We start from the raw sequence: 13,445 nt of genomic DNA, 5'->3' as shown, positions 1-13,445 counted from the left end.
TTTTTGCGGTCCCCCGTAATAATGTTCCCTTCCCGGGCAAACCCCCACCACCACCACCCTCAAAACCCCCGCCGGGTGCACGGGGTAAAAACCCGCCCCCGGGTGCACACGCCACTGCTAGTGCAGGTCGTTTGCGATGATGTTCTCGATATTCCGTTCTGCCAGGGCGGTAATGGTGACAAACGGATTCACACCGACGTTGCCGGGAACCAGCGATCCGTCCATGACGTAAAGCCCTGGATACTCGGGGAGCCGACCGTAGTTGTCGGTGGCCTTACCCAGAACACACCCGCCGAGCGGGTGGTACGTCAGTTGGTCGCCCCACGTCTGGACCGGACCGAAAAGGTCGGTCCGGTAGATAGTGCCTTCCTTCTTGTTGATCTTGTCGAAAACCTTCTTGGCCATGGTGATCGACGGTTGATTCTGGGAGCGTTGCCAATTCAGCCCGACCTTGCCGGTGGTCGAGTTGAACTGGAATTGCGCACGTTCGGGGTTCTTGGCAATTGCCAGGTACAGGCTCACCCATAGCTCGGTCCCGGCCGGGAACGGTGCAATCTCCGCGAAAACGGGTGCTGTGGAATCTGCCCAGTTGTCGATACCCATCACCGGTATCGACGATTGCTTTGCCCCTGTTGCGTCCCACATATGGTTGGCGCGGGCCACCATCACGTTGCCGTTGTGACCCCATTCCTGGCCGACAGCTCCCGGGAGGTTCGCCAGTTGCCCTTGCGCTTTCATGGAGACGAGCAACTTGCTGGTGCCGACGCTACCGGCGGCAAAGAAGACCTTGTCGGCAACAACCGTCTTGGTTCCGACAGTGTTTCCCTGCTCGTTGATCTGGTTCATCACCACCTGGTACCCACCGCCGGTTGCGGCCGGCGACACACTGGTCACGACGTGTAATGCGGAAATCGTGAGGCGCCCGGTTGCCGACGCTGCCGCGAGGTACGTCTTGTCAAGGGACTTCTTGCCTGCGTTGTTTCCGAAAATAACCTCGGACGCCAGGGCGGATTTGGCAACCTGCCCCGAAGCCTCCTGCTTCATGTAGTTGAAGTCGTAGACATTGGGGACGAATGTTGTTGCAAAACCGGATCTCTCAGCGGTCTTCCGGCCCGTTCTCGCAAATGCGTAGTATTCGGTCGACTCGAACCAAGCGGGATCGATGTTGTTCACACCCAGCGCAGCGTTAGCTCTCGGGAAGTAAGTCGAGTACATCTCTTCCGAATCGACGCCGGGAAGGATTTCCTCGAAGTAGTTGCGCTTCGGTGTCACTGCCATTCCGCCGTTGACAAGCGATCCACCACCCACCCCGCGGCCCTGATAGACCTTGATCCCACCGAAGTCCTCGGCGTCGAGAACACCGACGTATCGGCTGATGTTCTTGTCGATCGAACCGCCCGAGAAGTGCGAAAGCGGTTGCACTGTGCGATCTCTGAGCCAGAAGGAGCGACCGTCTGGTGAGAGCGTCGAGCAGAAGATCTTACCGTCTGATCCCGGAGTGGTCCAGGATCGACCCATCTCGACCATATGCGTGTCGATGCCGGCCTGCGTCAATCGGAGCGCTGCCACTGCTCCGCCGTAGCCACTGCCGATCACCAGAGCCGGAACGCGGTCACCGTCATCGAGTGCCCGTCGGGGCGAGGCCGCTGCCGTCGTCCACGACGAGGATAATGCAGCAGCACCTACAGCTAATCCTGTTGCGGCAAGGAAGTTTCTACGCGTCAGCCCCGAAGTGGTACGTGCGTATCGGTCCTTGGATCCCGCTCGAATGCTCAAGTGACTCCTTCTTGTTCGGTTGGCCCCCGCGCAGAGATATACCGTTCCCGAACCCTTCCGATGAGCAATACCCGCCAGTAACATCGAGCAGCCGTTCATTTCAAACAAAAGTGACCGGTGAACACACGGTTCACCGGTCACTTAGCGAAGATGTGGATCAGGGAAGAGCGATACGCCCCTCGACGGCACCTAGTCCGATATCCGTCCGGAAATGCCCACCGGGAAGCTTCACGACTGCAATCTTCGCGTAGGCGTCGTCGCGTGCTTCGGCAAGATCCTTACCCACTCCGACAACACTCAGCACACGACCTCCGGCCGACACCACGGCACCGTCGTCACGCTTTTTGGTGCCCGCATGGAGAACACCCTCGGCGTCTGCTCCGGTGATCACGTCACCCGTGCGCGGCGTCGCCGGGTAGTTCTCCGCGGCAATCACGACTGTGACGGCACTGCCGTCGCGCCACTGCAACGGACCAACGGAATCGAGCGTGCCGGTGGACGCGGCGTTGAGCAATCCGCCCAGCGGTGTCTCGAGCAGCGCAAGGACGGCCTGAGTTTCCGGGTCACCGAATCGGCAGTTGAACTCGACCACGGCCGGTCCGTTGACACCCATTGCGAGGCCGGCGTAAAGGAGTCCGGTGAAGCCGCTGCCCCGTGCAACCAACTCCGCAGCGACAGGCTTCACGACGTCGTCGACGATCTGCGTGACCATTTCGTCCGGCAACCACGGCAATGGGGTGTATGCACCCATTCCGCCGGTGTTCGGTCCGCTGTCACCGTCGCCGACGCGCTTGTGATCCTGCGCGGGCAGCAACGGAACAACCGTCTCGCCGTCGACGAGGCAGAAGAGCGAAACCTCGGGGCCGTCGAGGAAAGATTCGAGCAGGACCGGGTGGCCACTCTCGAGGAGTTCGGCAGCGTGTTCACGCGCAGTGCCGCGGTCGGTCGTGACTACGACGCCCTTACCTGCAGCCAGTCCGTCGTCCTTGACCACCCAGTTGGGGCCGAAGCGATCGAGAGCCTCATCCAGCTTGGCAGGATTGTCGACGATCTCGCTGTGAGCGGTCTTGACACCGGCAACAGCCATCACGTCCTTGGCGAACGCCTTGGACCCTTCGATGCGGGCTGCGTCGGCTGACGGTCCGAAGCACGCGATACCGGCTGCCCGGACTGCATCCGCGACACCGAGTACCAGCGGAACCTCAGGTCCGATGACAACGAGGTCTGCTTCGACCTTCTTGGCCAACGCAGTGACAGCCTCGCCCGACGCGACGTCGACCGGGTGCTGCTCGGCGATCTTGCCGATACCGGCATTGCCGGGCGCGCAGATCAGGGCCGTGACACCTGGATCGCGAGCAAGAGAGAGAAGGAGGGCATGTTCACGGGCTCCGGAGCCGATTACGAGTACGCGCACGTGAACAGACTACGGCCCCGCGCCGAGGCGTCTCGCAGCGTGTGCCACCTGGTGTTCCTTCGAGACAAACAGAACAAGGTCGCGCAGTCCGATCGGGTTGACCGGACTGCGCGACCCGCCGACGATGCCTGTCAGACCGTCAGGTCGTACAGAGTCACTCCGTCCACAGTGGTCGCCGTGAAGTTCTCGGTTACCCATGCCGAGATCGCGGTGGCCGTTCCTTCGGCGTTCATTCCGCCGCCCATTCCGCCCCCGCCGATGAAGAAGTGAATCTTCCCGTCCGCTACGTACTGCTGGAACTGCTCGAGCGTCGGCGACGGATCACTGCCGTTGAAACCGCCGATCGCCATGACCGGGGATTCCGTCGCGAGTTGGTATCCCGACGCACTGTTCGAGCCGATTGCCGCTGCCACCCAGGTGAACTGATCGGAGTTCTCCTCGAGTTTCTCCACCACAGCCGCACCGGGGGTACTGCCCTGCAGGAGTCCACCCGCAGAACCACCGATGCCACCTCGGGCTCCGTCGGTCGCGGCTCCCGCTCCGCCCATAGACCCCGCGCCGCCCATAGCTCTGGTGCCGCCGTCGCCCATTCCACCGAATCCCCCGCGACCGCCACCGGGTCCGCCCATTCCGCCCTGAACGCTGGGACCCGCAGAAACTATCGAACCGGTATGTGGGGTGTTGATCGTGTCGATCGCATAGGCCGTTGGTCCGGCCAGTCCGGTGAACAGCGCCGCCAGTATCACCGCTACCGCTAGTCGCCCTCGGGTTATCGCGGGGATCAGCATCGCTACCGCGGCAACTACGCCGACCACCAGAATGGTCCACCGCAACCACGGGACAAACGACGGTGTGCGTCCCAGCAGCACCCACGCCATTGCCACCGTTGCTGCCAGAGAAGCAGCCAAGGCGATACGAACCCAGAGTGTTTCGCGGTGACGCCACAAGAGCACGGAGCCCGATCCGATCACCGCGGCAATCGCCGGAGCCAGCGCGACGGTGTAGTAGGCGTGGAAGATTCCGGCCATGAAGCTGAAGGTCAGTCCGGTGACCAGCAACCAGAGACCCCACACGATGAACGACGCTCGCTGCGTGTCAACCCGAGGAACCCTACCCCGCACGACGATTCCGGCAACCAGAAGAATGAGTGCTGCCGGAATGAGCCAGGCGATCTGGCCACCCTGGGCTGATTCGAAAAGCCGCGTTATGCCAGTGGTTCCCCACATTCCGCCGCCGCCGACGCCACCTGGTGCTATCGCGCCGCCGTCATCACCGAACCCGGGCACAGCGCCCGCAGCAGCGCCGGCGTCACCGGCAGTGCGCATTCCGCCGCCGACACTACCGGTCTCGTTGCCGCTCAACCGGCCCAATCCGTTGTAACCGAAGGTCAATTCGAGAATGGAGTTGTTCTGCGAACCACCGATCCAGGGGCGCGAGTGCGCCGGCCACAGTTCTACGATCGCCAACCACCAACCGGCAGAGACGATCATGCCGCCAAGTGCCGCAAACAGTTGCAGCACTCGTTTGCCTAGCTTCGGCGGGCCTGCGATCAGGTACGTCAGCGCCAACGGCGGCACGACGAGCATGACCTGCAACTGCTTGGTCAGGAATCCGAAGCCACAGAACACACCGACCAGCACGAGCCATCTGGTTCGCCCGTCCTGAACCGCCCGCATCATCGCCCACACCGCCGCGATCATGATGAGAACCAACATCGCGTCCGGATTGTTGAACCGGAACATCAGTGCCGCAACAGGAGTCAGTGCCAAGACCAAACCGGCGAGCAAACCCGCGGCGGCGCCGAAGTAGCGCCGGACGGTGCCCCACAGCAACGCGACCGATGCAACGCCGAGCAACGCCTGCGGCACCAGCATCGCCCAGGAGTTGAGCCCGAAGATACGCACCGACAGCGACATGAGCCAGAGCGACATCGGCGGCTTGTCGACGGTGATCGAGTTCGCCGCGTCCGAAGAACCGAAGAAGAAAGCCTTCCAGGACACCGAACCAGCTTGCACCGCAGCGGCATAGAACGAGTTTGCCCAACCGGACGCGCCCAACCCCCAGATGTAAGCAATACCGGTACCCACAAGAAGCGCACCCAGGGCCCATGGCTCCCAGCGCACGGAACGTGGTGGTTCGGGAAGAGGCGCGACGACGCTCTCCTGTTCGACAGTGGCGGTCATCGAGCAACTCCTACAGGTTGTGCGGAACGGAATACCCAGCGCAGTGCAACAAATCGACTCACTGTGGCAACAAGATTGGCGATGACCAGCACGGCCAACTCGACGTGCTTGGATGCGTCGGGGGCCGCGGAATGCAATACGAACAACGATCCACTGGTGAGCAGAAGCCCGAACGCGAATACCAGCAGACCTTGTGCCTGATGACGCCCGGAGCCTTCCGAGCCTCGAATACCGAAGGTGAAGGCACGATTGGCCGTGGTATTGAAGACGGCAGTCACCAGCAGTGCAACTGCATTCGCCCACTGGGCACCCATCACCGAATGCAGTGCGAGGTACAGGAGCGCGTAGGCCAAGGTCGAGACAACACCGACAACCGCAAATCTGGCTAACTGCCCGACCATGCCGCGTGGCACACCGGGAACCAGCGGCTCCCGTCCGAAGCTTGCCCGAAGCTCCGCCAGAGGCAAAGATCCCGTCGACAGCGCCCGCCCCACGCGCACTACGCCTTTGATATCCGCGACGGCGGTGGCCACGATGTCGACTCGGCTGTCCGGGTCGTCAACCCAGTCCACCGGTACCTCGTGGATCCGCATCCCGGACCGCTCGGCCAACACAAGCAGTTCCGTGTCGAAGAACCATCCTGTGTCCTCCACCAACGGAAGCAGTTGGCGCGCAACATCGACGCGCATCGCCTTGAACCCGCATTGGGCGTCGGAGAACCGGGCGTGCAGCGCACTACGCAGAATGAGGTTGTAACTGCGCGAGATGAACTCACGTTTGGGGCCACGAACCACCCGCGACGAGCGTGCCAGCCTGGACCCGATCGCGATATCCGAGTGCCCGGACACCAACGGTGCGATCAGGGGCATCAGTGCATTGAGATCAGTGGAGAGATCCACGTCCATGTACGCGACGATCTCGGCGTCGGACGTACTCCACACCTGTCGCAGCGCCCGACCCCGCCCCTTCTCGTCCAGGTGCGCAACTCGGACGTCGTCGAATTCCTCGGCAAGTGCGCGTCCGATTGCCAGCGTCCCGTCGACGCTGGCGTTGTCGGCGATCGTTATCCGAGCTGGAAAGGGAACGTGGGTGTGCAGGTGGTGACGCAACCGCCGAACGCACGTGTCGAGGCCGGCTTCCTCGTTGTACACCGGGACGACCACGTCCAGCACTACCGCCGTCGTGGAATCTCCCACAGCGTCCGTGGCGCCCACGGTCTGCATGGCTTCTGTCATGCGTCTCAGAATCACCCGCTACACCGTGATCACTCTGGACACAGGCTGGGAGTTTCCTGGCAACGAAGTTTCCTGCCAAACACTGTGCGGGTTAGCCTTTGACCTATGCCTTCAGTATTCAGCGCCATCATCAACGGGGATCTGCCGGGACGTTTTGTGTGGGAGGACGACGACGTCGTTGCCTTCCTTACTATCGCGCCGGTGACACAGGGCCATGTACTGGTAGTTCCTCGCACCGAGGTTGATCAGTGGCAGGACGTCGATCCCGAACTTTTTGCCAAAGTCACGGAAGTTGCCCGCACGATGGGCCAGGCCGTGCGCAAAGCCTTCGACGCACCGCGCGCCGGGCTCCTGATCGCCGGTTTGGAAGTGCCGCATCTGCACGTCCATGTTTTCCCGGCGTACACGATGGGAAACTTCGACATCAGCGGCGCCGATACGTCGCCGTCGCCCGAGTCTCTCGAGGACGCTCAGACACGGCTGAAAACGGCACTGCACGAGATCGGACATTCGAGCAACGTTTCAGCACGCTGACGGTTAACTGAGAGTGTCGCCGCAATGTCCGATCCAGTGTTGCGGTGGTCTACTTTGTCCCGTTTATCGACGGTGACCTGCACTTCCACATTCCGAACAGTCCGTTTACCTTGTCGCACAACAACGAGTTTCGCTGCTACCGTTGAGCGCTGGTCGCAGGACCAGCGCCCAACGGGACACACCAGCTGGGACCATTCGGAGGAACGGAAGCAATGCAGGAACGTGCCAAAATCAGTCGCCAGCAGATTCTCCGTGGCGCGGCTGACCGGTTCGAAATCTCTGGGTACGGCAGCACGAGCATGAACGACATCGTGTCCGCATCACGGATGACCAAGGGCGCGGTCTACTTTCATTTCTCCTCCAAAGACGAACTTGCCCAGGCTGTCATCGACGAGCAGCATCGCATTTCTCTGGCATCGTTCTCTGCCGCTGCGTCTACCGGCGCACCGGCATTGGAGCAGGTCATCATGGTCTGCAATGAGATCGCTCGACAATTGATCTCCGATCCAGTCGTTCGCGCCGGCATCCGACTCACCTTGGAGCTCAATACCGCCGACGGCCCATTCGACCCGTATCTCAGCTGGATTCGAGAACTTCAACGACTGGCTGACATCGCACAGCAAGAAGGCGATATTCGGCAAGACGTCACACCCGAAGCCGTAGGTCGCGTTGTCACGGCGACCTTCACGGGCGTGCAAATGGTCTCGAACGTCCTGACCCGTCGGGCCGACCTCTCGGAGCGTATCGACGAGTTGTTCGTACTGCTCCTTGCCGGTGTGGTGTCGGACAAGCGTCGCGGCGACATCGACACTCTGGTGAGAACCCGACTCGAGTCCTACGTCGCCTGACCTTCGCCGACGTCACAATTCCCACTGACAGCCGACAATCGCTGCAGGGGTGCACACAATCTGGGGCATGCGTGAATTTGCACTGCCCGAATTTGTACTTCCTCCACTCGAGTCAGTTCTTGACACTGGGCGGCGATGCGACACGCCGAACGTCGCTTGCCACTTATCTCGCGAAGGCGCGCCGTTGGTCACCTTCCGAGGCAGCAGTTTCCATGATCTTGCCGCCCCGGAACTACCTCGCGGCTGGTCTGGCACCAACAACGTTCACCGGGTGTTGCGCAGTGGATGCTGCGGAATCTCGCATCCCCACGCCACTTTCGGCAAATGCTCGATTTTTCCCGAAGTGGATTCGGACTATTCCATTGTCGGTGCGGTGCCCATCGCCTTCTGACCAACTCAGTCCTCATGGGGTTCGCGAGGAAGTTCCACCCGGAAAGTCGCCCCTTCGCCGGGCGCGCTGGTCACCGAGACGGTCCCGTGGTGAGCTGCTACCAACGCGGATACGATCGACAGCCCCAGACCCGCACCGCCGGTTTCCCTCGTGCGAGAGGTGTCCGCACGGTAGAACCTTTCGAAAATCCGTGCCGCGTCTTCTTCGCTGAGCCCTTGCCCGGTGTCCGAAACCTCGATGACCACAGTATCTTCGGTAGTCCCCAACCTAATGACGATCTCAGCGTCCGGCGGGGTGTGTTTGACGGCATTACCGACCAGATTCGCGACAACTTGGCGCAGACGGGCCTGATCTCCGACCACCTCGGGAGTCCCCGGACCACCCGTCATCTGCAGCGTGACGCGCCGATCGGGCGCGATGGCGCGCGCCGCTTGAATCGAATCTGCCACGACCGCAAGGAGATCCACCGGCTTGTTGTCGAGTGGGCGTTGCTCGTCGAGACGCGCCAGCATCAGGAGGTCTTCGACCAGCAAGCCCATCCTCGACGCCTCCCCCTCGATGCGATTCATCAGTGTTGCCGTATCTGTCATGGCACCTTGGCGATACAGTTCCGAGAATCCGCGGATGGTGGTCAGCGGTGTCCGCAATTCATGGCTTGCATCGCCGACAAAGCGTCGCATTCGCTCTTCGGAGCGTCGTGCTGATTCCTCCGACGCCTCGGTTGCGGCAAAAGCCCGCTGAATTTGGGCAAGCATTCCGTTGAGCGCCACCGACAATCGACCGATTTCGGTACGATCGTCCCTTTCTGGGACGCGTCGATGGAGATCACCGGCGGCAATGGCTGCTGCAGTTTCCTCGACCTCTACCAACGGCCGAAGACTACGACGGACCACGAAGTAGCCCGCGCCGCCGAGTACGAGCAACACCACAACACCGATCCCGAATTGAAGACCGATCAGGTCATCGACAGTCTGCTCGATATCCGTCATCCGGACACCGATAGTCGTGGTCGTTCCGTCTCGAACAGTGGTGAGCACACGCCACTTCACATCCGAGCCGTCATTCGAGCCTGTCGTGACCGGCCCGTTCGTCGCGTCGACCGACAGATCCGGTTCCGTCGTCGACGACGATTCGTCGTTCAGGGTGATGGTTCGCCCGTCCGCGGTCACCGTGCGCACGAAGAACGGGCTCGGCGGCCGGGTATTCGGGCCTACCTGGCTGGGCGGCTGCACATCTCGCGAACGCGGCTTTGCCCAACCGTCGATGGCCTCGTACAGGGTGCGATCCGTGCGCTGCGTCAGAGAGTTCTCGAGCGCGGACGTCACCGCCACTCCTGATGCGAGCAAACCCAATCCAGCCAGAATGAGCAGGGCGGCCACAAGCGTGAAGCGGAGCGGAAGCGCATGCACACGGAATCGCCTTCCAGAGGAGGGCTTTTCGGTCTGCAACTCCGCAGTCATCGCCGCGGTTCGCGCATCACGTACCCGACGCCACGCAACGTGTGGATCAACGGAGTCTCACCCGTGTCGACTTTGCGTCGTAGGTAGGAAACATAGGACTCGACCACACCCACCTCACCGCCGAAGTCGTAATTCCAGACGTGATCGAGGATGCGCGGCTTGCTCAGAACAGTGCCGGCATTGACCATGAAGTATCGCAGCAGAGTGAACTCTGTCGGCGACAGCGATACCAACTCGCCGTTCTTCCACACTTCACGTGTGTCGTCGTCAAGTTCGATGTCCGCGAACGTGACCCGAGGAGACTGCTCCTGCGCGACTCCACGCCCGGCCCGCCGCAGGATGACGCGCAACCGCGTCACCACTTCCTCGAGGCTGAATGGCTTGGTCACGTAATCGTCAGCGCCCAAGGTAAGCCCGGTGATCTTGTCGTCGAGTGCGTCCTTGGCTGTCAGAAAAAGTACAGGCGCGTCGACGCCGTCCGCGCGCAACCGTCGCAGCAGTCCGAAGCCGTCCATCCCGGGCATCATGACGTCCAAGATGATGGCGTCAGGACGAAATGTTCGCGCCACGTCGAGGCCTTCGGCGCCACTGGATGCGGTGGCAACCTCGAAACCTTGAAAACGGAGGCTCACGGAGAGCAACTCCACGATGGTGGGCTCGTCGTCGACTACGAGGATGCGGGCTTCAGTTGGCTTGTCGGTCACAAAAACCATCTTCTCCCCTCCTACTGGATTCACGCTGTGTGTTCCCTGGGAAGTTCCTGTGAACGATTTCGGATGTGACTGGTCTGACCGCCCGAATCAGCCTTCTACCTGCGTTCGATTGCTATCGTGAGGTGGTCGATAGCGACATCCGGACGAGCACACCGTACCCGGCCAGCGACAAGACGGTGTTAGGAGTGTTCGTCATGGCATGGATCGTGCTGGTTATTTCCGGAGTCTTCGAAGCTGTGTGGGCCACGGCATTGGGCAAATCCGTTGGATTCACCAAGCTGGCACCCAGCATCGTGTTTGTCATCGGCCTGATCGTCAGCATGGCAGGCCTTGCGTATGCAATGCGCACACTACCGATCGGTACTGCATACGCAGTCTGGGTTGGCATCGGTGCCGCGCTGACCGTCGGATACGCCATGATCACAGGCACCGAGTCTTCCTCGATCGTCAAAGTACTGCTGATTTTGGTCATCATCGGAGCAGTGGTCGGCCTGAAGGTTCTGCACTGACGCTCGCATCATCCGCGAGTATTTGTGTGTGACCGGTTACAGTTATTCAATGAAACTGGTCGAGTTACTCACGCTCCCCGTGCGCGCGGGCCTGGCCGCCGCAGAAATTAGCCTGAGTATTGCCGAGCTGACGATAACGACCGTTCGAGTTGTCATCGCGAACCCGAGCGCCACAACAGTCGGTGCTGCGTCTCTGGCAAATCCACGCGGGCCGCTGCAGATGATTCAACAGTTGTCGTCTCTGACAGCGGACGACCGTCCCATCGGACAGGCTCTCGCCGCCGGCGGGCCACTCGATCGACTATTGGCCCCCGGCGGTCCCGTCGACAAATTGACGGCACCGGACGGAACACTCGAACGCCTTCTTGCGCCAGGCGGCCCGCTCGAGCGCGTGCTTGCGCCAGGCGGCCCCCTGGACCGAGTGCTCGCCGAGGACGGCGCGTTGGAGCGACTGCTCGCACCCGGTGGACTACTCGACCGGATGACGGCCGAAGACGGCCCATTGGAAAGATTGACTGCGCAGGACGGCGCGGTGGAACGCCTCACCGCAAAGAACGGCGTCATCGACCGCGCACTGGCAGAAAACGGAATCCTCGAGACATTGCTCGCGGAGAACGGCGCATTCGAACGACTTATCGCCGAGGGTGGGCCTCTCGATCAGATCGTTGCCCTTTCCGACACCTTGACGTCCTTGGCCCCCAACCTCGAACGCATGAGCGCCAGCATCGAAATACTTCAGGACACCGTCGCAGTGCTCAGTGCCGCAGTGGGCCCATTAGGGGAATTGGCCGGTAAGCTCCCCAACCGATGGCTCAAGGGCAAGCCCGAGCGGCCGATTTCCGATGTCGGTATCGAACCCACGTAGCCGAAGCCACGTAACGGCGTCATAGCTGCCATAACAGAGCAGTTTCGCAGCGTCAGTTATTGATCACGATATTGAGATTGATGATAATTCCACCGAAAGTCAGGATCGTGTTCGCCAGGCCGAGGGTGAATCCGCTGTTCAGTGCGGCAATAAGTCCATTCATTGTCGTATCCCCTTCACTGTCTTCGGGTTACACGTACAAGATTGTGCGCTGGCGCTGAGAATAGGCTATGCGGCAGCCATTCGGGGAGCTGAACAGAAATCTTGTACCCCAGTCTCACCTACTTGTATATCCATTGCAGCACAACAGCTTTAGGCCGAGCGAGTGTGTACCCACTTCAACTCACCGTCAAACATCACCCACTGAAATAGGCCATGTCCGATTCGTGACAAAGGTAACGAATCCGACGGCAATCCCCCGATTCCGCGACTAAACAGACTGCGGACCAGGTATCCAGATGTGAGAATGGGACAAATCACCCGAAATTTGCCGGGCCCGAAGAAGGGTGCGCACGTTATGACGCCGCCACACGCCGATTTTTGCCATGGAACCGGTTACGGTGCAGGCACTTTCGTACTTCCAGCGCGATTGACCGCAACTACCGATGCCCTGCGCTCGCTCTATGCGCAGCCCGATCCGCGCACAGATGCCGAGCACTTCCTCCAACAGATCTGCAACCATGCCGTGGACATCGTCGACGGCGCCCACATGGCCGGCATCACCATCGCCGAATCCGATTCCACCCATCGCACCGTCGCCGCGACCGATGAGCGCGTCCACACTGTCGACGAACTGCAATTCCGCCTCGGGGCGGGCCCCGCCGTGGAATCCGCGAACACGTCAGGTGTCGTACACGCACACTCCGCCGAAGCCAGTCGCCGCTGGCCGCAATTTGCCGGTGAGGCCCACCATGCCGGAGTGTCGAGCTTCCTCTCAGCCCCGCTCCCCGGACAAGGGCAGCCACTCGGAACTCTGAACCTGTACAGCCGCGACCAGCGTGGATTCACCGATGCCGACGCTGCCGTCATCGAACTCTTCGCCCTCACGGCATACTTCGCGTTACTCAGTTCGCATCGACTCGAGCTTGCCCGAGCACGCACCAGGGACCTCGAACTCGCCCTCGAATCCCGCGGTGTGATCGAGCAGGCAAAAGGCATCATCATGGGCACCCGACACGTCACCGCTGACGACGCGTTCGCGATGCTCATTCAGGAATCCCAGACGAGCAACATCAAACTTCGCATTGTCGCGCAGCAACACATCGCCGCTGCGATCCATCCGGGCCAGACCAACGCAGACAGCCACGACACCAGGCCGTCCACCAACTAGAACCAGGACCGAAAAAGGGCGTCCACTCGGCTGATTGCCGGGTGGACGCCCTTTTTGTTGGAGCCTCCTGTCGGGATTGAACCGACGACCTTTCGCTTACAAGGCGAGTGCTCTACCACTGAGCTAAGGAGGCGAAGTCACACGCGTCGCCGCGAACGAACTTTGCGGAGCCATCATATCCAAGCCG

At 61.1% G+C, this 13,445-nt stretch carries 12 protein-coding genes, 1 tRNA gene and 1 riboswitch; of the genes, 6 read left to right on the top strand and 7 right to left on the bottom strand.

Annotation, left to right across the window (positions count from 1 at the left end; translation table 11 throughout):
• Positions 1–117: 117 nt before the first annotated feature.
• The 4 genes from ACFRFQ_RS12185 to ACFRFQ_RS12170 all read right to left on the bottom strand — a co-directional run bounded on the left by ACFRFQ_RS12185 (position 118) and on the right by ACFRFQ_RS12170 (position 6,608).
• Entirely contained in the window at positions 118–1,776 is a 1,659-nt protein-coding gene (locus ACFRFQ_RS12185; RefSeq protein ID WP_378657352.1) for a GMC oxidoreductase, read from the bottom strand.
• Between the two features lie 157 nt (positions 1,777–1,933).
• Positions 1,934–3,190, bottom strand: coding sequence for a phosphoribosylamine--glycine ligase (gene purD / locus ACFRFQ_RS12180; RefSeq protein ID WP_378657349.1), 1,257 nt, complete (start codon positions 3,188–3,190; stop codon positions 1,934–1,936).
• Between the two features lie 131 nt (positions 3,191–3,321).
• A complete protein-coding gene (locus ACFRFQ_RS12175; RefSeq protein WP_378657346.1) occupies positions 3,322–5,373 on the bottom strand; it encodes an ArnT family glycosyltransferase in 2,052 nt (683 codons plus the stop codon).
• Entirely contained in the window at positions 5,370–6,608 is a 1,239-nt protein-coding gene (locus tag ACFRFQ_RS12170; protein WP_378657343.1) for a glycosyltransferase, read from the bottom strand. The genes ACFRFQ_RS12175 and ACFRFQ_RS12170 overlap by 4 nt, the downstream gene beginning before the upstream one ends.
• Positions 6,609–6,713: 105 nt before the next feature.
• Between ACFRFQ_RS12170 and ACFRFQ_RS12165 the strand changes: the two genes are divergently transcribed.
• The 3 genes from ACFRFQ_RS12165 (at position 6,714) to ACFRFQ_RS12155 (ending at position 8,381) form a co-directional block, all read left to right on the top strand.
• Positions 6,714–7,142, top strand: coding sequence for an HIT family protein (locus tag ACFRFQ_RS12165; protein WP_378657341.1), 429 nt, complete (start codon positions 6,714–6,716; stop codon positions 7,140–7,142).
• Positions 7,143–7,354: 212 nt separating this feature from the next.
• The gene (locus ACFRFQ_RS12160) at positions 7,355–7,990 is read left to right on the top strand and encodes a ScbR family autoregulator-binding transcription factor (RefSeq protein ID WP_378657338.1); all 636 of its coding nucleotides are present in this window, start codon (positions 7,355–7,357) and stop codon (positions 7,988–7,990) included.
• 184 nt (positions 7,991–8,174) lie between these two features.
• A complete protein-coding gene (locus ACFRFQ_RS12155; RefSeq protein WP_378657335.1) occupies positions 8,175–8,381 on the top strand; it encodes a hypothetical protein in 207 nt (68 codons plus the stop codon).
• Positions 8,382–8,386: 5 nt separating this feature from the next.
• Here the strand turns inward: ACFRFQ_RS12155 and ACFRFQ_RS12150 are convergent, their stop codons facing one another.
• A complete protein-coding gene (locus ACFRFQ_RS12150) occupies positions 8,387–9,841 on the bottom strand; it encodes a sensor histidine kinase (protein WP_378657332.1) in 1,455 nt (484 codons plus the stop codon).
• Positions 9,838–10,554 carry a response regulator transcription factor gene (locus tag ACFRFQ_RS12145; protein WP_138871991.1) on the bottom strand — a complete coding sequence of 239 codons (717 nt, stop codon included), beginning with the start codon at positions 10,552–10,554 and terminating at the stop codon, positions 9,838–9,840. Before ACFRFQ_RS12145 ends, ACFRFQ_RS12150 begins: the two co-directional genes overlap by 4 nt.
• Before the next feature lie 120 nt (positions 10,555–10,674).
• A riboswitch (guanidine-III (ykkC-III) riboswitch) is annotated at positions 10,675–10,737 on the top strand.
• Between the two features lie 11 nt (positions 10,738–10,748).
• Here ACFRFQ_RS12145 and ACFRFQ_RS12140 point away from each other — a divergent pair.
• The 3 genes from ACFRFQ_RS12140 (at position 10,749) to ACFRFQ_RS12130 (ending at position 13,258) form a co-directional block, all read left to right on the top strand.
• Complete coding sequence (locus tag ACFRFQ_RS12140; protein WP_378657329.1) at positions 10,749–11,063, top strand: DMT family transporter; 315 nt, start codon at positions 10,749–10,751, stop codon at positions 11,061–11,063.
• A 49-nt stretch (positions 11,064–11,112) separates the two neighbouring features.
• Positions 11,113–11,928, top strand: a complete 816-nt coding sequence (locus ACFRFQ_RS12135; RefSeq protein ID WP_378657327.1) for an ABC transporter — start codon at positions 11,113–11,115, stop codon at positions 11,926–11,928.
• Positions 11,929–12,445: 517 nt separating this feature from the next.
• The gene (locus ACFRFQ_RS12130) at positions 12,446–13,258 is read left to right on the top strand and encodes a GAF domain-containing protein (RefSeq protein ID WP_378657324.1); all 813 of its coding nucleotides are present in this window, start codon (positions 12,446–12,448) and stop codon (positions 13,256–13,258) included.
• Between the two features lie 58 nt (positions 13,259–13,316).
• On the opposite strand, the gene ACFRFQ_RS12125 is transcribed toward ACFRFQ_RS12130, so the two are convergent.
• Positions 13,317–13,391, bottom strand: a tRNA-Thr gene (locus ACFRFQ_RS12125).
• Positions 13,392–13,445 lie beyond the last annotated feature (54 nt).

The organism is Rhodococcus sp. NPDC056743, assembly GCF_042790355.1.
In the GTDB taxonomy this organism is placed as follows: Bacteria; Actinomycetota; Actinomycetes; order Mycobacteriales; family Mycobacteriaceae; genus Rhodococcus_F.
The sequence above is the reverse complement of the archived record's forward strand: the minus strand, read 5'-3'. Positions and strand labels throughout refer to the sequence as shown.